Below are 22,141 nucleotides of genomic sequence, written 5' to 3'. Positions count from 1 at the left end.
TCTCCTTGACTGTTTTAGCGGTTCTCGTTCTGTCCGACGTTAGCGGGCGGGCGCACGCCGAAGGATCCCCAGGCGGCATCGTCGGGGGCAACCTCCACGGTATCGACCCGCGGGTCGGAGGCGAGTGCGCGCAGTTGGGTGCCCGCAGAATAGACCACCACCGCATCAACGTGCGTGGGGACTTCCTCGCCCATGCCATTGGCTTGCGCAGCCACGCGGGCGAACACCGCCTCGATGACGTCGGCGCGCTCGGCCCCTGCGACGGGTTCGGGAACAGCGATGGGGGCAGCCAAGCCGATCACGATGGCATCCATGCGCTGGATTGGTTGCAGGGCCTCAGAGACGTCGTGTGGACTCAGCGGCTTATTAAAACCCACCAGCGCATAGGCTGGCTTATCCGCCTGCGCCAGCGAGGCCTCCGCGCGCTCGCGGTATTCGGCGGCAGTCTCGGTTCCATCCGGGCCCAGCTGGTCTCCCTGCAACGCCGAGCGAGGCTGCGTGCCAAGCAGACCGAAAAGGACAATCACCACCAGCGCCAACACGGCCAGCAGCACCAGTGCCGCGGCACGGCGGCGCCGATAGATGCGCTGGCGCGTGCTCCGCTGCGGGCTCATCCGCGCAATACCTCCACGGCGTGCTTGAGATCGTCCGGGTAGGGTGCGGTGCATTCGAACCACTTGCCGGTGCCCGGGTGAGTAAAACCGAGCTCGACCGCGTGCAACCACTGGCGGTTAAGGCCCACGCGTTTCGCCAGGTTCGGGTCGCAACCATACATCGGGTCGCCCACGCAGGGATGCCCAGTAGCAGACATGTGCACGCGGATCTGGTGGGTGCGGCCGGTCTCCAGGTGGACTTCAAGGAGGCTGGCCTCGCGGAAGGCCTCGAGCAGCGTGTAGTGCGTCACCGCCGGCTTGCCGTCATCAATGACCCCAAACTTCCAGCCCGCGGAAGGATGACGCCCGATAGGCGCATCAATGGTGCCGACGATGGGATCGGGCAGGCCCTGGACCACGGCGTGATAGGTCTTTTTCACGGTGCGCTCGCGGAAGGCGTTCTTGAGCTGCGAGTAGGCCCGCTCACTAGCGGCGACCACCATGACGCCTGAGGTACCCACGTCGAGGCGGTGGACGATGCCCTTGCGTTCGGTAGGTCCGGCGTCGGCAAGCGTATAGCCCGCCGCCCGCAGCCCGCCGATGACGGTGGGCCCATCCCAGCCCAAAGTCGGGTGCGCGGCCACCCCCACGGGCTTGAACACGCAGATGACATCCTCGTCCGCGTAGAGGACATCCATGCCCTCCACCAGCTCTTCCTTAGGGATGAGCGGCTCCTCGGGCGCTGGCATCATGACGTCGATCCAGCCACCGGCGTTTAAGCGCTCGGACTTGCCCACGGCCGCACCGTCGATTTCCACATCACCCGCCGTGCACAGCTGGGCCACGCGGGCGCGGGAAATGCCCAGGAGCTTGGCCAAGGCGGCATCCACGCGCATGCCATCGAGACCTTCGGGCACCGGCAACCTACGGCTTTCGCGCATTACTCTCCCCCGTTTCCTTTTCTTCAGCTTTCTCGTGCATCTCCGCCCAAAACATCGCAATGATGAAGACCACGACTCCACAGGTAATGGCCGCATCCGCGATATTGAAAACAGCGAAGCTACCCACGGAGATGTAATCCACCACGTGGCCGAACCAAAACCCTGGCTCGCGCACGAGGCGGTCGATGAGGTTGCCCAGAGCACCGCCGGCGATCATCGCCAGCCCGATGGCCTGCCACTTGTCATGAATGCGCGGGGCGGCGATTGCTACGCCAACAACGAAGGCGAGTTGGATAGTGGTAAACAGCCACGTCGAGCCTTCCCCTCCCATGGAGAAGGCGGCGCCGGGGTTAAACAGAAGGTAGAAGCGGAACCAATCACCGATTACCGGTAGGGCTTCGCCTTCCGTGAGGATGGACAGCATCAGTGCCTTCACGGCTTGGTCGACGGCGGCCACACCGAGCACCACCGCAACCATCACTCCGATATAACTCCTTACTTTCACCCGTTCCATTCTAAACAGGCTTATCCGGTAATTTGGAATGCGTGTTTCGTGTGAGAGCTCTAGCAGTCCTGTCCGCCACCGTCTTGGGAGTCAGCGGCGCGCTCGCCGGCTGTTCCTATTCCCAGCCGGCCAAGCCAGTAGAGGAGCCAGTGGGCTTAGCCCTCGATGCCCCGCGCGTCACCCTCCTAGAACCCGGTGACGACGCAAGCCGCGTTGTGGCTTATAAGGATCTCGATGCCACTCAGGAGCTGACCTATGAGGTCGCCACGGGTTTTGACCAGCAATTACGCAAGGACGGCAGCTCGGCTCCTGCACCAGCGGCCAAGGACAAGGTCACCCTTCCCCTACAGGCCTCGGTGGAGGCTGCCACCGAGAATGTTGAGGGCCAGCTGCCGGCCAGCCGCAACGCCTTCGTTACCGTGGGCAAACCTGCGGCCGAAGGCGCGGACGTCTCCTCCGCCGAGGGCTTCCAGTTTGGGTGGCGCGGCACGGATAGCGGCCAAATGAACTCGCTGCGCCTAGCCGCCCCGCAGGCCGCAACCGACGAGGCCCGCAGCACTGTGGAGCGCGCCATCACCAGCCTGACCTCGCTGCCCATCGTCTTCCCGGATGAGGAAATTGGCTCCGGCGCTCAGTGGGTCGTGGAATCGCGCGTTACCGGCGAGTCCACGCTGCTGCAAACCACGACCTATACCTTGGACAAGCTCGACGGGGATATCGCCACGCTCAACGTCGAGGTTGAGCAGCGGCCGTCCCTGGGCGCGCTCTCCTTCGACGGCGCTGACGCCCCCGAGGAGCTGCGGGGCAAAGAGCTCAAGGTCATGGACACCACGTCGACGTCGAAGGGCACGGTCACCGTTGATCTGACCAAACCGCTTCCCACCGCCGGCGATGTCTCCGTGACTACTGCCATTTCTTATGGTGCGGACAGCTCCGATCTTCGCGTGGTGCAAACCAGCGCCACCGATATGACGTTCACCACCGACTAGTCCGCTGCGCGCCGAGCCTGCCCCGCATCAGGCAACCGCGCGCCGACCTTCGGACAGCGCAGCGCCCGCCACCCACTGGCTCTCAATCCAGTGTGGTGGCGGGCGCTGAAGCTTGAATCCCAGTCTTACTGAGCCGGGGCGTCGGCCGGGGCCTCTGCGCCTTCTGCCGGAGCGTCGGCAGGAGCTTCGGCACCTTCTGCCGGGGCGTCGGCAGGCGCCTCTGCGCCTTCCGGTACGGAATCAGCACACATCTCCGGCACCTCTTCCGGCGGGACGATGTTGGTGACCAGGACACAGGCCCACGTCTTGGACAGCTTCCACGTGCCGCCCTCGTTGATGAACTCCACCTGGTCGGCGGTCTGCTGCTGGCCGTCCGGGGTGTTGATGTGGACGGTCGCCAGCGCGGAATCCGGCACGAGGCCCGGGATGACCGGGGCCACGACCTCGAAGGTGGCGCCGGACTCGGCCTGGGACTGCGACATGACGTCGAAAAGCTCTGGCGCCGTCTCACTACCCTGGACCAGCTGGACCTTCTCTTCCTGTGGAAGGTTCGGGTCGGCGGCCTTGGTCAGGATCTCATTGAGCTGCTCCACGGTCGGCATCTCGGTGGAGGCCACCTGCGATGCGGAGGTTTCGCCCGAAGGCTTAGCGGCGGTGCTGTTCTCGGTGTCTGCATCCTCGGAAGACGAGCAGGCAGCCAGGGCAGTCGCGGCGCCCAGGGCCACAACGGCGGCGCTCAGCTTGAAGGATTTCACAAATACTCCTCACGTAGGGGATCGTGGTTTATCCCTTTTACTTTAGCGTCCACGACCGCCGCCCTGGGGTTCCCGCGCAGGTGCGTGCCTGTAGTAGCCTGCTGTCATGACTTTCGCCCTCATCACCACCGGTGGCACCATCGCCTGCACGACGGTCCGTGACGGATCCCTGGTCCCCACCGTCAGTGGGCAACAGCTAGCCCAATTCCTCGACGCTGAAGTCGGAACACACGACATTGAGGTGGTGGAATTCCGCGCGCTGGATTCCAGCTCGATTACTTTGGCAGACCTCGATGAGCTACTGCTGTGTGCGCGCCAGCACCTTGCGCGCCCAGAGATTGATGGCGTCCTCATCACGCACGGCACCGATTCCATGGAGGAAACCGCGCTGGCGTTATCCCTCTTCGACCTCGGTGAGGGGCCCATCGTGCTCACTGGCGCGCAGCGCGCCTTCGACCACCCGGCTGGTGATGGCCCGCGCAACCTGCGCGATTCCTATGAGCTCCTGTGTTCCGGAAAGGCCGGCGTGTGGGTGCAATTCGGCGGCAAGACCATTCCCGGACGCGGCGCGCGCAAGTGGCATACTTCGCAGCTCAACGGCTTTGAGGAGCTACCGGTGGGTGACTCCGCTCTGGCGCCGTTGCCGCTCTCCCCCATGGCGCAACACCCCGTTGAGATCATCGCCGCCTACCCGGGTGCCGGCGCCGCGCTTGTCGACGCCTCCCTCAACCACACCCATGGCCTCGTCATCGAAGCCATGGGCTCGGGGAACATGGGTGAAGAGATGGGAGCTGGGGTTGCCCGCGCGCTGCAAGCGGGCGTGCCCGTGGTGATTAGCACCCGCACGCCCTACGGAACTACCAAGCTGGCCTATGGCGGCGCAGGTGGCGGTGCCACCTTGGGCGAGATGGGTGCGGTAGCCTCCGGTGGATTCCGAGCCGGCCAAGCCCGCATTATGCTCGCCGCGGCACTCGCTACCGACACACCGGTGGCAGAGATGTTTAGCACTGCCCCCTCCGCCACTGCTTATACCGCGGGCTAGCTATCCTCGCGTGGCGGTTCCTCCCCAGCGGTGTCAGTCACAGGATCATCGGCCTCGGTGGCGTCGCCTGGCAGCGCCCCCTCCCACGCCAGTGAGTCCAATGGATCGGCCGGGTGGAGATCTTCATCCTCAGCCGCAAAAGAGCGCACAAACCCCGGGCCCGTAGCGCGAGTTTCAAAGCGCACGCTGACCACCCCATGGCCGGCGCCTTGAATCCAGCCGTGTCCAAACTCGGGGTGGTGGACGTCCTGCGTAGCGTGCCAGCGGCGCATCGAATCCGATCCCGCTTCTCCCAGCGTTTCCGACTCTGCTCTGGGCTCCGTCTCCGTTTCCGGCGCGCCGGGCAGGTGGTCGCTGACGCCAGTCTCGTAATCCGTATCCGGAGCTGGACGCACGACCTCGCGGTCGAGCTCAGGAAATAGCACGTCTTGGCGGGCCTCCTCCAAACCCGAGTAGCTCACCCCGACCAGCCTGATGGGCCCGAGCTCCTCCGGGTAGCGCGCCAAGCTCAAGGCCTTAGCCTCGAGGACCTTCAGGTCATCCGTGGCATAGGGCAGCGTGGCCGAGCGGGATTCGATGTGGAAATCCGCCATCCGCAACTTCACCGTCACCGTGCGCGCGCCGCGGCCGTCCTTGAGCAGGCGGGAATGCGCGCCCTGCGCCGCGCGGATTAGTGCCGCATCCACCTCCGCCGCCGTGCGCAGGTCCGTGGGGTAGGTGAACTCGGTGGAGATTTGTTTAGCAATCGCGCGCGGGGCGACCGGACGCTCATCAATCCCTTGGGCGAGCTCCCACAGCTGCACGCCCACCACGTTCCCCAGTGAGACCTCGACTTCCTTGCGGCTCATCGCCGCCAGCTGGCCGATAGTCTCCACGCCGATAGCTGCGAGCTTCTGCTGGGTGACTGGGCCCGCTCCCCAAAGCTTGCCCACCGGCAGCGGGTGGATGAGCTCATCGAAGCGCTCCTGGGGCACGATGAAAGTACCGTCCGGTTTGGCCTCCCCTGACGCAATCTTCGCGCTTTGCTTTCCTGCACCGGCGCCGATGGAGCTGGGAAGGCCCGTCTCGGCTCGAATCACTCGGCGCAAATTCTCCGACCACTCACGGACTTCGGCGGGCGTGGCTCCGACGAGTGCGGCCGGTTCCATGAAGGCCTCGTCGATGGAGAGCTGTTCGATGACCCCCGCATGCTGCGCAATAATTCCAAATACCCGGCGCGAGGCCGCCACATACACCGCCCGGCGCGGCTGCACCACCACAGCTTTATAACCCACGAGCTGCTGCGCGCGGAACATGGGCATTGCGGAATGAGCTCCATATGCGCGGGCTTCATAAGAGGCACCGGCGACGACGCCGCGTCCGCTCGTTCCGCCCACCAACACAGGCCGGCCGCGCAAGGTAGGGCGGGTGAGCTGCTCCACCGACGCAAAGAACGCGTCCATGTCGATGTGAAGAACCCAGCGTTGCATGCCTTCAAGTCTAAAACACACATTCGCATCAGCAAGGCACCCCAACCGTGCCGTGAGAGAACTAGCTCTCACTTGCCCACCGCGTGATCAATGTCTCACGAATTGGCGTTTGCGCTAGACCGAGAGCACCGCATGCATGCATCATGTATACATGCAAAAAGACAAGGTACCCGCCGCGGAACGGGCCTACGATCACCTCAAGCGCCGCATCATCGATGACGACATCGATGACTCGGAGATGCTCTCCGAAGCCGCCCTTGCCGCCGAGCTGGGAATGAGTAGAACCCCGGTGCGCGAGGCTTTCCTCCGTTTGGAGGTGGAGGGCTTCTTGAAGCTCTATCCCAAGCGCGGTGCGCTGGTCGTACCGATTAGCCCCCGCGAAATCCGTGAGGTCTACGAGGCGCGCCTCCTCGTGGATGAGAACTCTGCCCGCCATATTTGCGGACTGTCCGCAGAGGAGCGCGGTCTCATCGCCGATGTCCTCGTCGCCACCATCGATGAGCAAAAGGCCGCCCTCGACGCTGGCGATCTGGGCACCTATACCCAACTGGATGCGAAGTTCCACCAAACCATCATGGACAACGGCGGCAACCGCCTCCTCGCCCACCTCGGCCACACCTTGCGCGAGCGCCAACAGCGCTTTACCGCAACTGCCATCGGCCGCAGCGTCGAGAAGGCACGCGGCTTCGTAGCCCAGCACGCCTTGCTTGCCGACGCCCTCCGCACCGGCGACATCGACACCTACTTGACCGAACTCCATTCCCACCTCAACTCCTCAAGGAAGCAACTGTGACTGTCTCTGCGCATTCGAACCCGCTTGTCGAGGCGCCTACTCCCCAACCCGACGCCCCCACAGACGCCGACACCACCGTAAGCACTGAAAGCGCTGCCACCCCAGGCTTGCCTAGCCGCTCCGCCGAAGCGCCGCTGCCTAAGCGCGCGTGGTTCCCCGTCGCCGGTGCCATGATCGCGGTTGCTTGGGGCGGAAATGAATTCACCCCGCTGCTGGTGATGTACCGCGAGACCTCGAATTTTTCCCAGGTGACGGTCAACGGGCTCTTAGCCGCCTACGTGGTTGGCATCATCCCCGCACTGCTCATCGGTGGCCCGCTGTCCGATCTGCTCGGCCGCCGCCCACTGCTGCTCCCCGCGGCACCGCTGTCCTTGGTGGGATCTTTCTTGCTCTCCATCGCCCCCAACGAACCACTCATCATCGCGTTGGGACGCGTCTTGTGCGGTATGGCATTAGGCCTAGTCATGGCGGTGGGTTCAACGTGGATTACGGAGCTCATCACGAGCGCCGGCGGCGACCCAGCGTCCGGCGCTCGTAAGGCTTCGTTGTGTTTGACCGCCGGCTTCCTCGTCGGCGCGGGTATCGCTTCGGTGCTGGCCCAGTGGGGGCCATGGCCGACTCACACGGCCTATATCCTCCACATGCTGCTCACGCTGTTGACTGCCGTGTGGATCCTGCATACGCCTGAGACCCGCCAGCCCAGCCGAGGCGATGTCAAGACCACCATCCTGGAGCTCAGGGTGCGTGACATGCTGGAGATGCTCCACATCCCCGCCGCTGCGCACAAGCGTTTCCTGCGTGTCGTCGTGCCTGTGGCCCCCTGGGTCTTTGGCTGCGCGGGAGCGGCCTATGCGCTCCTTCCACAGCTGCTATCCGAATCCGCTGGAAACGCCCCCATCGCTTTCTCCGGCCTGATGACCGTCATCACCCTGGGCTGCGGCGTGGCCGTCCAGATGCTGGGCCGCCTGGTTGATACCCACAAGTCCGCGCGAGCCTCGGCCCTGTCGATGTTCGTCATCACCGTCGGCGCAATCCTCGGAGCGTTTGCCGCTCACTCACTGTCCCTGCCGCTCGGCATCGCGGCCGCCGCCACGATGGGCGCGGGATACGGTTTGGCGCTGGTCGCTGGATTGTCCGAGGTCCAGCGCATCGCGGGCGAGCGAGAGCTCGCCGGCTTGACCGCCGTGTACTACTCCATTTCTTACACTGGCTTCTTCATCCCGATGGCCTTTAGCGCGCTTGCGCCCTACATCGGCTTCACGGCGTTGTTCAGCGTCGGCAGCTTCTTGGCGCTGGTGTGCCTCATCAACGTCATCCTTGCGTGGCGCGCACACCTGCCCGGCACCCGCCGCTAGCGCACACGCCCCGTCATCGCGGCCCCTCCGGGCCGCCCTGCGCCACCAGTGCGCAAATGCTCAAAGCTCCGCCTCCCACTCGAGGGAAGCGGAGCTTTTCGCTGCGGATTTAGGCCTTGGCCACGGTAGCCGTCACGCCCTTGAGGACATCATGGATGTTCTGTCCATCGCTTGGCTCGAGAGCCTGGGTCGTCACAGTGAAGTCGACGGCAAGCACCTCCGCCGCGATGTGCTCGCTGTGGCGATGAGCCCACTCTTCCTTCTCCGCCGGGACGGAGAGAACCACGGTGATGCGGTCAGTCACCACGAAATCCTCGGCCTTACGCGCATCCTGCAAACCACGGATGACGTCCGCAGCCCAGCCCTCTGCCTCGAGCTCCTCCGTCACCTCGGTATCCACGGCGACGAGGCCATCGAGCCCTTCCACACGAGCCGTCGACTTCGCATTCGCCGCCTTGAGGCGCTCGGTGTACTCGTCCGGGGACAGGCGGATATCGCCGTCGACCACGACGTCCTCGCCCTCGCGCACGTAGTTGCCCGCCTTGAGGTTCTTGATAGCTCGCTGAACATCCTTGCCCAAGCGCGGACCGGCTACCTTGGCGTTGCACACGACCTCGAAGGTGCCCACCGCGTCGACATCGTCGGTAAGCTCAACGTCCTTAACGTTGACCTCATCCCGGATGATGTCCTTGAAATCCGCCAGGCGCGCCGAATCCTTCATCGCCACCGTCAGCTTCGGCAGCGGCAGACGGTTGCGCAGCTTGTTGGACTTGCGCACCGAGGACGCCGCGGAGGCCACCGCACGGGTGGCGTCCATGGCGGCCACGAGGGCATCGTCAGCCGGGTAGTCCTCGGTCTTCGGGTAGGAGGCCAAGTGCACAGAGCGTTCACCGGTCAGGCCACGGTAGATAACCTCCGCCACATGTGGCAGCAGCGGCGCGACCACGCGGGAGACCGTCTCCAGGACCGTGTAGAGCGTATTGAAGGCCTCCGGATGGATTTCCTCGCCCTCCCAGAAACGATCACGGGAGCGGCGCACGTACCAGTTGGTCAGCGCGTCCGCGAAGAGGCGGACCTCTTCCGTCGCCGAGGCAATGTCGGTATTCGCCAGCGCGTCGTTGGTGTTCTTCACCAAGTCATGCGTTTTGGCCAAGATGTAGCGGTCCAACACGTTGGTGGAGCTCACGTCGAACTTCGCGTCCTGGGAGGCATAGAGCTGCAGGAAGGTGTACGAGTTCCAGATCGGCAGAATGGCCTGGCGCACGCCCTCGCGGATGCCCTGCTCGGTAACGATGAGGTTGCCACCGCGCAAAATCGGCGAAGACATGAGGAACCAGCGCATCGCATCCGAGCCATCGCGGTCGAAGACCTCGTTCACATTCGGATAGTTGCCCTTGGACTTCGACATCTTCAGGCCATCGTTGCCCAACACGATGCCGTGGGCGACGACCTTCTTGAACGCCGGGCGGTCGAACAGGGCGGTGGACAACACGTGCAGGAGGTAGAACCAGCCGCGTGTTTGGCCGGAGTACTCCACGATGAAGTCCGCCGGGGAATGGGTCTCAAACCATTCCTTGTTCTCAAACGGGTAGTGCTTCTGCGCGAACGGCATCGAGCCGGACTCAAACCAGCAATCCAACACATCGGGCACGCGGCGCATCGTGGACTTGCCCGTCGGATCATCCGGGTTCGGACGGGTCAGCTCATCGATGTACGGACGGTGCAGGCTCGTCGGGCGCACGCCGAAGTCACGCTCCAGCTCATCCAGCGAGCCATAGACATCGACGCGCGGGTACTCCGGGTTATCGGAGATCCACGCCGGGATCGGAGCGCCCCAGTAGCGGGTGCGGGAGATGTTCCAGTCGCGAGCGCCCTCCAGCCACTTGCCGAACTGACCGTCGCGGATGTGCTCCGGCAGCCACTCGATCTCATTGTGGTTGAGCTCGACCATGCGGTCGCGGAACTCCGTTACCTTGACAAACCATGCTGGCAGCGCCATGTAGATGAGCGGCTCGCCGGAGCGCCAGGAGTGCGGGTAGGAGTGCTCGATGGTCACGTGGCGTACCACGCGGCCAGCCGCCTTCAGGTCCTTGATGATGGCCTTGTTGGCATCGAAGACGAGCTGGCCCTCATACGGCGGCACCTGCGAGGTGAACTTGCCGTCCTCATCCACCGGGATGACCAGGCCTACGCCGTACTTCTGGCAGGTGAACATGTCGTCCTCACCGAAGGCCGGAGCCTGGTGGACCACGCCGGTACCGTCCTCAGTGGTGACGTAGTCCGCGAGCAAGACCTGGTACGCATTCTCCACATCCGGGAAGAATCCGAAGATGGGCTCGTACTTGAAGCCCTCCAACTGCGCGCCCTGGAACGTCTTGAGGACCTCCACCTCACCCAGCTCCTTCGCCAGGGTGCCGGTCAGCGCCTCAGCCATGATGAAGGTGCGGCCAGCAAAGTCGCCCTCGGCGGCCTTGAACAGCACGTAGTCAACCTCCGGGTGGACCGCCAAAGCCAGGTTGGACGGCAGGGTCCAGGGGGTGGTGGTCCAGGCGAGGAAGGAGGCGTCGGCAAGCTCGGCGTTCTCCGCCAACGTCTTCTCCGCCGCACTTCCCTCCACGGCACCAGCCACCGGGAATGTCACCGTCAGGGTCGGGTCCTGGCGCATCTTGTAGGAATCATCCAAGCGCGTCTCCTGGTTCGACAGAGAGGTGTGCTCCGCCCAGGAGTACGGCAAAACCCTAAAGCCCTGGTAGATCAGGCCCTTGTCATAGAGCTCCTTGAACGCCCACATGACGGACTCCATGTACTCCAAGTCCATGGTCTTGTAACCGTTCTCGAAATCCACCCAGCGGGCCTGGCGGTTAACGTACTCTTCCCACTCATCGGTGTACTCGAGGACGGACTTGGCGCAGTACTCGTTGAACTTCTCTAGGCCCATCTCCTCGATCTGGCCCTTGTCCGTAATGCCGAGCTGCTTCTCTGCCTCCAGCTCCGCTGGCAGACCGTGGGTGTCCCAGCCAAAGACGCGCGGGACGTGATTGCCGGCCATGGTGCGGTAGCGCGGGACGATGTCCTTGACGTAACCGGTCAGCAGGTGGCCGTAGTGCGGCAGACCGTTGGCAAAAGGAGGGCCATCATAAAAGACGTACTCTGGGCAGCCTTCGGTCTGCTTGAGGCTGGCTTTAAAGGTGTCGTCGGCCTTCCAGTACTTCTGGACTTCCTGCTCCATATCGGGGAAGCGAGAAGACCCAGCAGTCATATCGACTTTGGGATAAACACTGCCGACGTTCGCGGGGTTGTTACTCATCTAAAAAAATTCCTTCACTCATTCGCTGTGACGGGGACGCGCCTTGCGGCTCGCGGTACCACCCCGCTTGGGCGCCGAGGCGCCCCGCTTCATTGATGTGAAGGAGATGACGGTCCCTACCCGCCCGGTTCTAATAATGCTCCGCTAAGCGCGAAGCACGTTCTTCCGGAATGCTCCCCGGTGATGGCCGGCTCACTGCATATAGCTCCAAAGTATAACCGAGGGGTCAAGTTTTCACAGGCGCAGGTTCCCGTGAACCCCAAAATAGAAACGCCAGTGCACAAAAGAGGCACCTGGGATAAGGTTTTCCACAGGAACATTTTTTCTAATGCGCGCAGGTCATAAGGTGTTTTAAGCTCCACAAATATGAACGCGCTACAGACTTTTCTCGACGCACTCGGGGCCGGCATCGATGTCGTCGCCGAGTGCGAAGGCATGTCTGAAGCAGACCTCATCGCCGCCGGTTCCCCAGACAAAACCGCGGCGCAATTGGTGCGCTTGCACACCAGTTTCTTTGGCAAGACCGCCATGACGCGGATGCAACGCGACGCGGTGAAAGCTGCGCGCCAGCGCGGCCATTCTTTGCCTACCCTAGAGGTCATCGACCGCTATGCCCGCAAAGCCAAGACACAAGCACTGGGCTGGAAACTGCGTCTAGAACTCTGCCGGACGAGCGCCGATACCCTCGCGATGGAAACACTGGCGAAGAAGAAGCTCAAGGAACACTCGGCACCACCCACGCCGAAGGAGGGCGTGACTGTTTACCGCCGCCGCAACGCACCGTGGACGATGGCGATCACAGGCCCCGCGCAGATGATTGCAGAGCTTAGCGACGCCATCGACCGCGAACGCCCCCTCGAATCCATCCGCGAAGCCTTCTTCAAAGGCGCCGCCCCGCGCCGTGGTTTGCAAACCAATATCTTGGTCCCGCTGGACGCCATGACGAAGATTCTCAGCGGCGACGGCGAAGAAATCACGCTACAGATGACCAACGGCGCAACGATGACCGGCGCGGAATACCTCAACAAGGTTATCGCTGGTGAGATCGACCTCGATGGCGCACTAGCTACCCTTTTCCACCCTTATCACGGGCCAGTCAACCTCTACTATGAGGAGCGCTCCGCCAGCATCAAGCAGCGCATCATGGCCATGGCCGAGTTCCCGGTCTGTGCTTGGGGCTCCTGCATGAAGCCCGCCGATGAATGCCAAGTTCACCATCTCATCGCGTGGAAGAACGGCGGCTATACCAACCAGGAAAACCTAGTGATGCTGTGCCCGTATCATAATGGCGTGAACCAGGACGACCCGAACGCGCCACCGGGACGCGGCCGCATGGCCCGGATCAACGGAAGGGCCACGAGAACGTACGGCCATCTCCCGCCGCCCACGCCTCTGCAAGCGCCTCCCGGGCTATTCGACGCCCCGGAAAGAGACGACTAGGAGCGACACTACTAGGTGTCTTCGCAGAAAAAGCCCTCCACCCAGGATTACTGCTGGGGCGAGGGCTACTCGTCGTGCTTGCGGCGCAATTTAATCACGGTATCTGCAACGAACAGGACAATGCCCACCCCAGCAGAAGCAAAGAGCAGGTACAAAGACCACTCAGCGGCGGAGAGGATGTAATTCACGAACGCCAAGAAAGCCACAAAGGCCAAAAACAATGCACCGATAAGCATGCGCGCTCTCCTTCCCCGTCACTGCCTGAAAAATCAATACCTACTGAGAATACATACCCACAGAAAAGAATAACGGCGCCCCCGCAGGGACGCCGCTGATTCAGTGATTAATTGTTGGACTTGCCGGCTTCACCGTTGGGAGCAGCGGTGCCGCGGGACTCCAGCTCCTCAAGCTGAGACTGCAGCAGCGTCTTGAGGCGAGTACGGTACTCGCGCTCGAAGGTGCGCAGCTCGGAGATGCGAGCCTCCAGAGCGGTCTGCTGCTGCTTGACCGTGTTCATGACCTCGGTGTGCTTCTTCTCGGCATCGGCCTGCAGCGCAGCTGCCTTCTCCTCTGCCTGGCGAATCTGCGCCTCGGCGCGGGACGTAGCGTCGGACTCAGTCTGCTTTGCCTTGTTCTCAGCGTCCGCCACCAGCTTCTTGGAGCGGGTATCGGCCTCCTGCAGCTGAGCTTCGTAGCGCTTCTGGGCGTCCGCGAGCTGGGCCTTGGAGTGGGAGTCAGCGTCGGCAAGCTGCTTCTCTGCCGCCGTGCGGGCCTCAGCCAGCATGGACTCGGAATCAGCCTTGGCCTCGCTGGTGAGACGGTCCGCCATCTCCTGAGCCAAGCCCAGCACGCGGGCTGCCTGCATATGAGTATCCGGGGTAGCCAGGCCCTGTGCGTTGGACTGGGCAGCGCCCACACCAGCCACGGCAGCGGCGGAAGAGGCGGTGGTGGAGGCTGCGGAGTTCTTCTTTGCGGACTCCAGCTCCTTCTTCGTGTTCGCCAGTTCCTTCTTGGAAGCCTCGAGCTCGCGCTTGGCGGCGGCAGCTTCCTCGCGAGCTGCCTTGAGCTCGGCGGAGTTGTCCTTTGCCTGAGCAGCCGACGCCTGGGAAGACTGTGCCTGAGCAGCCTTTGCCTGCTCCTGCGCACGCTTCGTCTCTTCCTTGGCCTTGGCAATCTCATTCTTGGAGTCAGCCAGCTTTGCCTCGTACTCGGCGCGAAGCTTGGATTCAACTTCCTTGCGCACAGCGGCCTCGTCGACCTTAGCGGCAGTAGCGCCGCCAGCGGCGCCGGCCGAAGTCTGAGATTTCAGTTCCTCAACCTGGGCGTGGAGATCATCGTTCTCGTCCTGCAGCTGAGCAAGAGCATCCTCAACGAGGTCGAGGAACTGATCTACCTCATCCTCGTTGTAGCCACGCTTGCCAATTGGCGGCTTGCTGAAAGCGACGTTGTGTACATCAGCGGGTGACAGTGGCATTGACTTCTCTTCCCCTTACGAATCGGTCAAACCTCTAGAGGTTCCAGAGGCCGGGTACATATGCGGTTAATAATACGGATTTTGCTAACTCATTGTATCCGAATCAACACATTATCTAACGCTGGCACGAGTCTCAACGTTAACAGGAGGGTTTAATACACCCGTTAGTTACACAGCAAGTCCGCTGGGGCCGAAAAATAGCCACGAAATCAGTTGCGAAAGAATGGACAAAAGCAGGAACAAAACAATGATGGAAACGTCGAGCGCAACGCCTCCCAACTGCAGCGGAGGAATCACCTTTCGCAGCGCCTTAACCGGCGGGTCAGTGACTACGAAAAGCACCTCTGCAACCATCATGAACCAGCGGGGTGGATTGAATTGGCGCGAAAAAGATTGAATCATTTCGATGACGATTCGCGCTAACAAAATCCACGAGTAAAGACTCACGGCAACGAGGAGAATTGAACCTAAAGCATTCACAGTGCCCGAGCCTATCCGAACCACCCCCGCTAACGGTATTCCCCTGCCCTCCGGTTCGCGCTCGGCGAACATGAACGGCTAACTATCCCCGAACTCAGTTCGCCGCCGGCCACATAAATGCGAAACCGCCCCATCGCTTTCCCTCCCCTAAGCCAACACGGGAGAAAAGAAATCGATGAGACGGTAGAACGCGACGTACTTAGCGCAGATGAGCTGCGCGCTCCAGCTCAACAGTGGAGATATCGGCACCCTTCGGCACGATGGCAAAAACCTTTCGGTTGGTGTCCACGCCCTTGGTCAGGTTCTTCATGCGGCCCTCCAGTGCAAAGCAGAGGCCAGCGGCAAAATCAACGAAGCGCTTTGCAGAGCCACGGTCAGCGTCAGTGAGCTCGAAGACCACTGCGTCACCGTCGCGGAAAGGGCCACCGACCTTCGCTGCATCGTCGAAAGAGACGAGCGACAGCGCCACGATGGTCGGGACAAATTCCTCTTCCGGCTTCTCGTAGGAAGGCGCGTACGCCGGAGCGCTGTAGCTACGCTCGTCAGCGTAGTAAGCATCGTCGGTGTCCATGTCCATCGGGCCCAGCCCGAAGAACTCTTTAGTCCTATCAATCAGTGACATTCTGGGTCTCCCTCTGACCTAGTGTGTGCTGTTCATTTGCTGTCTTGTAATGCACTTTTGCAATGTCAATTAACCTAGCGGGCGAGCTCCCATGATTCCGGTTCCGACACGCACGATATCCGTTCCAGATGCAATCGCCGCCTCCAAATCTGCGCTCATTCCGGCAGACATTTTTAAAGCCCGTCCGAGCTTCGCCGCGACCTCGTCGGTCAGCGCCCTTACCCGAGCGAATACCTCCGCAGGCTCGCTCTCCAGTGGAGGAACCACCATGAATCCCTGCAGCTGCACATTCTCCAGCTCTTCAACGACATCCACCAGAGCGGGGACATCCTCCAGCGGGCATCCGCCGCGTGCGGTGTCACCATCGGCGGAAACCTGAATGAATGCCGGAAGGGCGTCCTCGCGTTGCCCGCGTTCTTGGGCAAGCGCCACGCCTCGGTCCAGCGCCCGGGCAAGCTTTTCTGAGTCAAGGGAGTGCACGCTGTGCGCCCAGCGGGCGACGTGGTTCGCCTTTTTGGTTTGGATCTGGCCGATCATGTGGAAGCGAATCTTGGGCAGCACCTCTGCTTTGGCGCGCGCCTCCTGCTCACGGTTTTCTGCCACATCCGCAATTCCCAGCTCCCCCAGCAGCGCGATGTCCTCTGCCGGGTGAAATTTCGTCACTGGCAGCAGCTGTGGCACGGGACGGTCATACGAGGCGGCAAAACGTCGAATCTCAGCGCGGGTGCGCTCCAGTCCGGCCCGTAGTTCTTCGCGACGCTCAGCGGGGTCCTTGCTAGTCATTTAATCCTCCAACCAAATCACACCGGCTTGACGCCCGGTGACGCCCTCGCGGCGATAAGAAAAGAAATCAGTGTCTTCGATCGTGCAGCGTGGATCCGACTCAATGGCCGTAACCCCCATCCCCATCAGCTGGCGAATCAGGCCGGCGCGCACGTCAACTCCCCACATACCAGACGAGGTGCGAGTCTTGGAGCCGGGCAGATGCTTCTCGACGTCGTCCGCCATCTCCTCCGGCACCTCATAATTGCGCCCAGAAGCAGCAGGCCCCATAAGTACCTGGATCGACGCGGGGGTCGCCCCCAGCTCAACCATTGCGTTCACGGTGTTCCGGACGATTCCGTTGCGTGCGCCAAGGCGCCCGGCGTGGGCGGCGGCGATGACGCCCACGGAGACGTCGACAAGCAGCACCGGCGTGCAATCAGCAACGAGCACGCCTAGCCCCAAGCGCTTTTCGGTGGTTACTACGGCATCGGTGGCGGGGACGGGTTCGCGGACACCGCGGCGTTCGGCCCCCACCACCGTGACCGTGTTGGTGTGGAGCTGTTCCATCCACACGATGTCTTCTAGACCAGTCACCCGCAGAAGCCGCTGGCGATTGGCGGTCACGGCCTCGGGGTCATCACCAACGTGATCACCCAAGTTGAAAGAGTTATAAGGGGACGACGACGCCCCGCCGGCACGGCTGGTGAAAACCATGCGGACGGGGCGTTGTGCTACGTGTGCTTCCTCGTTTACTGGCATGCACTCCAGAGTAGCGGGCTGGGACTAACGCATGAAGGACGGCACGTCGAGATCATCGTCGCCGTCATCATCGAAGTCGCGGCCACGGCGCTCAGCGGGGCGCGAGAGGCGGTACTCGTCATCGGCGCCGCGACGGTACTCCTCACCGCGGAAGCGGTCCGAGGTGGTAAACAGTCCGCTGGACGGGGCCGGCTCGGCCGGCTGCTCGCGCTCGTAGGAGTGGCGCGGGGTGTACTCCTCACGCTCGATACGCTGCGGCTCAGCGCGGGTGTAGTCCTCACGCGGGGCCTCGGCGCGGGATGCGGCTGGGCTTTCCGCCTGTGCCTCGGCGCGGTTCTCAAAGAGGGAACCCGGGCGGGCAGCCGGGGTGGCCTGCTGACTCTGCGGTGCAGCCTGACCGGGCTGCACCGGCTGCGTAGTCATGTTGGCCTGTGCGTCGAATCCGGTGGCGATGATGGTGACGCGAACCTCATCACCGAGGTTGTCATCGATGATGGTGCCGAAGATGATGTTGGCGTCTTCGTCGGCGCGCTCCTCCACCATGGAGGCGGCTGCGTTGACCTCGTGGAGGCCCAGGTCGGAGCCACCAGCGATGGACAGTAGAACGCCCTTGGCGCCTTCCATGGTCGACTCCAACAGCGGGGAGTTGATGGCCTGCTCGGCGGCGTTGAGCGCGCGGTTGTCCCCACGAGCGAAGCCGATACCCATGAGGGCGGAGCCGGCATCGGACATAACGGAGCGAACGTCCGCAAAGTCGACGTTGATCATGCCCGGGATAGTGATGAGGTTGGTAATACCCTGAACACCATTGTGCAGAACTTCATCGGCGGCGCGGAAGGCCTCGACGATGGACAGCTCCTCGCCGCCCAGCTGCATGAGGCGGTCATTCGGAATAACGATGAGGGTATCGCAGACCTCGCGCAGCTCTTCGATGCCAGCCATGGCCTGACGGGTACGGCGCGCGCCCTCAAACTTGAATGGGCGGGTAACGACGCCAACGGTCAGCGCACCCATCTTCTTCGCGATGGACGCCACGACGGGGGCCGCGCCGGTGCCGGTTCCGCCGCCTTCGCCGGCCGTCACGAAGACCATATCGGAGCCTTGGAGGGCGTCTTCGATTTCGGTCTTGTGATCCTCCGCGGAGGTCTTGCCAACCTCCGGGTTAGCGCCGGCGCCGAGGCCGCGGGTGGCCTCGCGGCCGATGTCGAGCTTGGTGTCCGCATCGGAGAAAATCAGCGCCTGGGAATCGGTGTTGATGGCGACGAACTGGACTCCCTTGAGCCCTTCTTCGATCATGCGGTTGACAGCGTTGACACCGCCGCCGCCGACGCCGACGACCTTGATGTCCGCGAGGTTGTTGCTAGATGAGATCATACGAGGGTCTCTTGCCTTTCGAATAAGCTTTTAATGTAAACGAGGAGGCGCCTCTTTTCGCGAGAGGCGGTTACATCCATCTTTAACGACAACGGGGTAATTTCGGCGCACATTTTGCCGCGTGTCGGTACCCTCAACCTCTACTTTAGGGTTGCTGACATGCGGTTTTCTTAACAAGCGCCACACCCGTCCCACTCGCGACGGACCTAGCGGCGAGTCACCAGCGACGGGTTGGAAATGTTCCAGGATTCACCCTCGAGTTTGAGCACATCCTCGAAAGCGATTGCCTTGTTCTTATTGTCTTCCGAGGCACCCCAAAAGATGGTCTTGTTGTCCTTGGTTCGGAACGTCAGCGAGTACCTATCCTTGACCTCGAGGGCCGATACCTTTTCCCGGATTGGAGCGGGAAGGGCCGCAACGGCATCGACGGCCGCTTGCATTTCCGGGGAACCGGAGTCGGTGTGCCCGGTGATTTCCACGGCTTCGGGCGGCGCCTCGGCTTCCACGAATTCCTTGCCGTGGTTATCCACTAGGACGGTGCTGTCACCGTCGCGCACGAAAGCCACTGCCTCGTGCTCGACGATTTCAATGTGCACCGTCGAGGGAAAAGCCCGCGACACAGTTGCGCTTTCCACCCAGGGGATCTCCGCCACGCCCTGCGCGGCCTCGCGAGCGTCCAGGCGCGCCAGGTTTGTGCCCTTAGGCACGCCACTGGCCTGTTCCACGTCCTCAGCCGTGACATGGTCATTTCCCACTACCTCGAAGGACTTCACCGTAAGGATCGGGAAAAGCCACACCACTGCGGCAGCGATCACCGCTACGAGAAGGACCGCGCCCACCACGAGCACCCCAGCCTTTTTAGACATTCGGTTCCTTCGGCTCCTCCGCCTCGTCCTTATTGCCCAGCTCGGACAGAATCTCGCCAGCCACGTAGGTAATCGTGCCCGCACCGATGGTCAGGACGATATCTCCGGGCTGTGCCAAGGAGATGACGTCGCTGGCGGCTTCGGAGAAATCGGGCTCGAAGATAACCGGCATGTCTTCCGGCATCTTGTCGGTGATGATGCGGGAGGTAATGCCCTCTACCGGCTTCTCACGGGCGCCGTAGATGTCGAGGACGACGGCGGCGTCGGCAAGCGCCAGCGCCTGAGCAAATTCGGCGTCGAACTTCATCGTCCGGGAGTACAGGTGCGGCTGGAAGCAGGCGATGACGCGCGCGCCCTCGCCCTCCGCATCCGCCTTTGCGCGGGCCGCACCGAGAACTGCGGAAACCTCCGTGGGGTGGTGCGCATAATCGTCGAAGACGCGGATGCCGCGCTCGCTTCCGCGGTACTCAAAGCGACGGCGCACGCCCGTAAAGTCGGTCAAGCCCGCGGCGAGCTCCGCCGGATCCCCGCCAGCGAGCGCACCGGCCAACAGGGCAGCGGCCGAATTGAGCACCATGTGGTGGCCGGGAACGTGCAGGTCATAGCTTAGCTCCTGCGGAGCCTGGCCCGGCAGGGTCAGGCGAACGCGGACGTGCGCGCCGACGGCAGAGACTGTCTCCTCCACAACCTCAGCCGCGAGGGGCACCGAAGAAGCAGCGTCTGCCTCGCCGCGCGCGCCATAGCCCAGCACCTGAATACCGCGCTCAGCGGCACGCTCACCGGTGGCGGCCGCCTGCGCATCCTCGAGGCAGACGACAAGGTAGCCGCCGTCGACAATGCGGTCGGCGAAGTCATCGAAGACCTGGTAGTAGCTCTCCGCGGTGCCGAAATAATCGAGGTGATCGGGCTCGATGTTCGTAATCACGGCCACGGATGGGCTGTAGCGCAAGAGCGAAGCATCGGACTCATCGGCCTCCGCCACGAAGGCATCGCCCGTACCGCCGTGTGCGTTCGTACCAGCACGGTTCAGCTGTCCACCGATAGCGAAGGAAGGATCCAGCCCCGCCTGTTGGAGCGCGGATACCGCCATGGACGTGGTCGAGGTCTTTCCATGGGTTCCGGCAAGCAGCACCTGGCGGTGGCCTTCCATCAACTCGGCCAATAGATCGGAACGGCGAATAACCGGAATACCGGCGGCGCGCGCGGCAGCGAGCTCAGGATTATCCTGCGGGATGGCGGCGAAGGAAGTCACGACAACCGTCGGCCTATCGCCGGCCATTTCAAGGTTCTCGGCCGCATGCCCAATGGCAATGTGCGCGCCCATTGTGCGGAGGACGTCAACAGCCGTCGATTTCTTAACGTCCGAGCCGGTGACGACCGCACCCCGGCTGACCAGGATGCGCGCGAGACCGGACATGCCGGAGCCTCCGATACCGACAAAGTGAACGCGGGACAGGTCCGTGGTGGAGGGGGTGTCAGTCATAGTGAAAAAATCCTTCTTTAATAAACCTGTACTGTGCGCCTAATCGCGGACGCCGGCGGCGACGCGTTGCGCGATGCGGTCAGCGATGACAGCCGCAACGTCGCCGGCCTCGCTGGCATCGGCAGCGGCACGCATGGCTGCCAGGGCCTCGGGGTGGTCAAGAATAGCGCGAACTTCTCTGATAAGGCGCTCCGAGGTCAACTCGGCGTCCGGAATCTGGACCGCGGCCCCCGCCTCCACCAATGCCCGCGAGTTCAGCGCTTGCTCGCCATTGCCGTGCGGCAGCGGCACGTAGAGCGCGGGTAGACCGGCGGCGGAAACCTCGGCCACGGTCATTGCACCGGAGCGGCACACCATGAGGTCAGCAACCGCGAGCGCGCCAGCCATGTCATCGATATAAGGCACCGCCGTGTAGTGTTCGCGCCCAGCCGGCGCCTCGTTCTTCTTGCCATAAGCATGCAACACTTGGAAATCCCGGCATAGGTCATCGAGCGCGCCGGCGACGGCGGTGTTAATGCTCACTGCGCCCTGTGATCCGCCGGTCACCACGATGGTCGGGCGATGTGCGTCCAGGTTCCAGTTCTGGCGAGCAGCTGCCGCCTTTGCGCCGTCGGGGTCCTCCCCCATGCCCGGCCGCACGGGGATGCCCAAGACATCCCCGGGCATCCCAGAACCTTCTTGCGCGTTAATGCCCGTGCCGCCCAAACGCACGCCTAACTTGTTCGCCATGCCGGCCAGGGCATTGGTTTCGAGAACGAAGAACGGAATGCCTAAGGACTTGGCCGCCAAATAGGCCGGGGCGGCGACATAGCCGCCGGTTCCAAACACAACGTTGGCCCCAACGTCTTTGAGCACCGCGCGGGTTTCGCGCACGGACGTGAGGATTCGCCAGGGCAGCTTCACAGCATCAGCGTTGATCTTGCGCGGGACCGGGACGGGGGTAATCATGCGCAAATCGACTCCGCGCGCCGGCACAATATCGCGCTCCAATCCGCGTGGGGTTCCCAATGCGGTCACCCGCGCGCCGTGGCGTAAGCGCAGCTCCTCCCCCACCGCGAGCGCGGGTTCAATGTGACCGGCAGTGCCGCCACCTGCGATAACGACGGAAATCGGCGTGTCATTCATGCTC

The 22,141-nt window shown here is 62.7% G+C and carries 21 protein-coding genes; 5 read left to right on the top strand and 16 right to left on the bottom strand.

Annotated elements, in window-relative coordinates:
• Positions 1-14: 14 nt before the first annotated feature.
• Genes HMPREF2912_RS03605 through lspA form a run of 3 tightly spaced genes read right to left on the bottom strand, consistent with a single transcriptional unit; the run spans position 15 to position 2,048 of the window.
• A complete protein-coding gene (locus HMPREF2912_RS03605; protein ID WP_046647987.1) occupies positions 15-614 on the bottom strand; it encodes a hypothetical protein in 600 nt (199 codons plus the stop codon).
• The gene (locus HMPREF2912_RS03600) at positions 611-1,534 is read right to left on the bottom strand and encodes an RluA family pseudouridine synthase (RefSeq protein ID WP_070519900.1); all 924 of its coding nucleotides are present in this window, start codon (positions 1,532-1,534) and stop codon (positions 611-613) included. Before HMPREF2912_RS03600 ends, HMPREF2912_RS03605 begins: the two co-directional genes overlap by 4 nt.
• Positions 1,518-2,048, bottom strand: coding sequence for a signal peptidase II (gene lspA, locus HMPREF2912_RS03595; RefSeq protein WP_070519897.1), 531 nt, complete (start codon positions 2,046-2,048; stop codon positions 1,518-1,520). Before lspA ends, HMPREF2912_RS03600 begins: the two co-directional genes overlap by 17 nt.
• 32 nt (positions 2,049-2,080) lie before the next feature.
• Between lspA and HMPREF2912_RS03590 the strand changes: the two genes are divergently transcribed.
• The gene (locus HMPREF2912_RS03590) at positions 2,081-3,028 is read left to right on the top strand and encodes a DUF6263 family protein (RefSeq protein ID WP_070683265.1); all 948 of its coding nucleotides are present in this window, start codon (positions 2,081-2,083) and stop codon (positions 3,026-3,028) included.
• A gap of 125 nt (positions 3,029-3,153) precedes the next feature.
• Here the strand turns inward: HMPREF2912_RS03590 and HMPREF2912_RS03585 are convergent, their stop codons facing one another.
• On the bottom strand, positions 3,154-3,783 hold the full coding sequence (locus HMPREF2912_RS03585; protein ID WP_070519893.1) for a WKL family lipoprotein: 630 nt from the start codon (positions 3,781-3,783) through the stop codon (positions 3,154-3,156).
• A gap of 106 nt (positions 3,784-3,889) precedes the next feature.
• On the opposite strand from HMPREF2912_RS03585, the gene HMPREF2912_RS03580 reads away from it, so the two are divergent.
• On the top strand, positions 3,890-4,825 hold the full coding sequence (locus HMPREF2912_RS03580; RefSeq protein WP_070683263.1) for an asparaginase: 936 nt from the start codon (positions 3,890-3,892) through the stop codon (positions 4,823-4,825).
• Here the strand turns inward: HMPREF2912_RS03580 and HMPREF2912_RS03575 are convergent.
• Positions 4,822-6,294, bottom strand: coding sequence for a DNA polymerase IV (locus HMPREF2912_RS03575; protein ID WP_070683261.1), 1,473 nt, complete (start codon positions 6,292-6,294; stop codon positions 4,822-4,824). The genes HMPREF2912_RS03580 and HMPREF2912_RS03575 overlap by 4 nt on opposite strands.
• 151 nt (positions 6,295-6,445) lie before the next feature.
• Between HMPREF2912_RS03575 and HMPREF2912_RS03570 the strand changes: the two genes are divergently transcribed.
• Complete coding sequence (locus HMPREF2912_RS03570; RefSeq protein WP_070562676.1) at positions 6,446-7,087, top strand: GntR family transcriptional regulator; 642 nt, start codon at positions 6,446-6,448, stop codon at positions 7,085-7,087.
• Between the two features lie 107 nt (positions 7,088-7,194).
• Positions 7,195-8,442: an MFS transporter gene (locus tag HMPREF2912_RS03565; RefSeq protein WP_210396367.1), complete on the top strand. Its 1,248-nt coding sequence runs from the start codon at positions 7,195-7,197 to the stop codon at positions 8,440-8,442.
• A 109-nt stretch (positions 8,443-8,551) separates the two neighbouring features.
• Here HMPREF2912_RS03565 and ileS read toward each other — a convergent pair whose 3' ends face one another.
• Positions 8,552-11,749, bottom strand: a complete 3,198-nt coding sequence (gene ileS, locus HMPREF2912_RS03560; protein ID WP_070683257.1) for an isoleucine--tRNA ligase — start codon at positions 11,747-11,749, stop codon at positions 8,552-8,554.
• 366 nt (positions 11,750-12,115) lie between these two features.
• On the opposite strand from ileS, the gene HMPREF2912_RS03555 reads away from it, so the two are divergent.
• Positions 12,116-13,189, top strand: a complete 1,074-nt coding sequence (locus HMPREF2912_RS03555; RefSeq protein ID WP_070683255.1) for an HNH endonuclease signature motif containing protein — start codon at positions 12,116-12,118, stop codon at positions 13,187-13,189.
• 65 nt (positions 13,190-13,254) lie between these two features.
• On the opposite strand, the gene HMPREF2912_RS12985 is transcribed toward HMPREF2912_RS03555, so the two are convergent.
• From HMPREF2912_RS12985 to murG, 10 genes are all read right to left on the bottom strand, one after another.
• Positions 13,255-13,425 carry a hypothetical protein gene (locus tag HMPREF2912_RS12985; protein ID WP_168166643.1) on the bottom strand — a complete coding sequence of 57 codons (171 nt, stop codon included), beginning with the start codon at positions 13,423-13,425 and terminating at the stop codon, positions 13,255-13,257.
• A 107-nt stretch (positions 13,426-13,532) separates the two neighbouring features.
• Positions 13,533-14,663, bottom strand: coding sequence for a DivIVA domain-containing protein (locus HMPREF2912_RS03550; protein WP_070565470.1), 1,131 nt, complete (start codon positions 14,661-14,663; stop codon positions 13,533-13,535).
• A gap of 168 nt (positions 14,664-14,831) precedes the next feature.
• Entirely contained in the window at positions 14,832-15,143 is a 312-nt protein-coding gene (locus HMPREF2912_RS03545) for a YggT family protein (RefSeq protein ID WP_070520150.1), read from the bottom strand.
• Between the two features lie 199 nt (positions 15,144-15,342).
• A complete protein-coding gene (locus HMPREF2912_RS03540) occupies positions 15,343-15,765 on the bottom strand; it encodes a cell division protein SepF (RefSeq protein WP_070683254.1) in 423 nt (140 codons plus the stop codon).
• A 69-nt stretch (positions 15,766-15,834) separates the two neighbouring features.
• Positions 15,835-16,548, bottom strand: a complete 714-nt coding sequence (locus tag HMPREF2912_RS03535; RefSeq protein ID WP_070683252.1) for a YggS family pyridoxal phosphate-dependent enzyme — start codon at positions 16,546-16,548, stop codon at positions 15,835-15,837.
• Positions 16,549-17,289, bottom strand: a complete 741-nt coding sequence (pgeF, locus tag HMPREF2912_RS03530) for a peptidoglycan editing factor PgeF (protein ID WP_070683250.1) — start codon at positions 17,287-17,289, stop codon at positions 16,549-16,551. It abuts the gene before it with no gap.
• A gap of 24 nt (positions 17,290-17,313) precedes the next feature.
• Entirely contained in the window at positions 17,314-18,663 is a 1,350-nt protein-coding gene (ftsZ, locus tag HMPREF2912_RS03525) for a cell division protein FtsZ (protein ID WP_070683248.1), read from the bottom strand.
• Between the two features lie 206 nt (positions 18,664-18,869).
• The gene (locus HMPREF2912_RS03520; protein WP_070565462.1) at positions 18,870-19,529 is read right to left on the bottom strand and encodes a cell division protein FtsQ/DivIB; all 660 of its coding nucleotides are present in this window, start codon (positions 19,527-19,529) and stop codon (positions 18,870-18,872) included.
• A complete protein-coding gene (gene murC / locus HMPREF2912_RS03515; RefSeq protein ID WP_070565460.1) occupies positions 19,522-21,012 on the bottom strand; it encodes a UDP-N-acetylmuramate--L-alanine ligase in 1,491 nt (496 codons plus the stop codon). The genes HMPREF2912_RS03520 and murC overlap by 8 nt, the downstream gene beginning before the upstream one ends.
• 39 nt (positions 21,013-21,051) lie before the next feature.
• Positions 21,052-22,137 (bottom strand): undecaprenyldiphospho-muramoylpentapeptide beta-N-acetylglucosaminyltransferase, encoded by a 1,086-nt coding sequence (murG, locus tag HMPREF2912_RS03510; RefSeq protein ID WP_070519863.1) that lies wholly within the window; start codon positions 22,135-22,137, stop codon positions 21,052-21,054.
• Between the last annotated feature and the right edge of the window lie 4 nt (positions 22,138-22,141).

Origin of the sequence: Corynebacterium sp. HMSC056E09 (assembly GCF_001813425.1) — a bacterium.
GTDB lineage: Bacteria > Actinomycetota > Actinomycetes > Mycobacteriales > Mycobacteriaceae > Corynebacterium > Corynebacterium hesseae.
The sequence above is the reverse complement of the archived record's forward strand: the minus strand, read 5'-3'. Positions and strand labels throughout refer to the sequence as shown.

Coding starts and splice junctions, on each gene's coding strand:
- HMPREF2912_RS03520 (WP_070565462.1), bottom strand. CDS start 19,529: ATGTCTAAAAAGGCTGGGGTGCTCGTGGTGGGCGCGGTCCTTCTCGTA.
- lspA (WP_070519897.1), bottom strand. CDS start 2,048: ATGGAACGGGTGAAAGTAAGGAGTTATATCGGAGTGATGGTTGCGGTG.
- ileS (WP_070683257.1), bottom strand. CDS start 11,749: ATGAGTAACAACCCCGCGAACGTCGGCAGTGTTTATCCCAAAGTCGAT.
- HMPREF2912_RS03555 (WP_070683255.1), top strand. CDS start 12,116: ATGAACGCGCTACAGACTTTTCTCGACGCACTCGGGGCCGGCATCGAT.
- HMPREF2912_RS03580 (WP_070683263.1), top strand. CDS start 3,890: ATGACTTTCGCCCTCATCACCACCGGTGGCACCATCGCCTGCACGACG.
- HMPREF2912_RS12985 (WP_168166643.1), bottom strand. CDS start 13,425: ATGCTTATCGGTGCATTGTTTTTGGCCTTTGTGGCTTTCTTGGCGTTC.
- HMPREF2912_RS03575 (WP_070683261.1), bottom strand. CDS start 6,294: ATGCAACGCTGGGTTCTTCACATCGACATGGACGCGTTCTTTGCGTCG.
- HMPREF2912_RS03600 (WP_070519900.1), bottom strand. CDS start 1,534: ATGCGCGAAAGCCGTAGGTTGCCGGTGCCCGAAGGTCTCGATGGCATG.
- murG (WP_070519863.1), bottom strand. CDS start 22,137: ATGAATGACACGCCGATTTCCGTCGTTATCGCAGGTGGCGGCACTGCC.
- HMPREF2912_RS03535 (WP_070683252.1), bottom strand. CDS start 16,548: ATGACTAGCAAGGACCCCGCTGAGCGTCGCGAAGAACTACGGGCCGGA.
- HMPREF2912_RS03550 (WP_070565470.1), bottom strand. CDS start 14,663: ATGCCACTGTCACCCGCTGATGTACACAACGTCGCTTTCAGCAAGCCG.
- ftsZ (WP_070683248.1), bottom strand. CDS start 18,663: ATGATCTCATCTAGCAACAACCTCGCGGACATCAAGGTCGTCGGCGTC.
- pgeF (WP_070683250.1), bottom strand. CDS start 17,289: ATGCCAGTAAACGAGGAAGCACACGTAGCACAACGCCCCGTCCGCATG.
- HMPREF2912_RS03570 (WP_070562676.1), top strand. CDS start 6,446: ATGCAAAAAGACAAGGTACCCGCCGCGGAACGGGCCTACGATCACCTC.
- HMPREF2912_RS03605 (WP_046647987.1), bottom strand. CDS start 614: ATGAGCCCGCAGCGGAGCACGCGCCAGCGCATCTATCGGCGCCGCCGT.
- HMPREF2912_RS03540 (WP_070683254.1), bottom strand. CDS start 15,765: ATGTCACTGATTGATAGGACTAAAGAGTTCTTCGGGCTGGGCCCGATG.
- murC (WP_070565460.1), bottom strand. CDS start 21,012: ATGACTGACACCCCCTCCACCACGGACCTGTCCCGCGTTCACTTTGTC.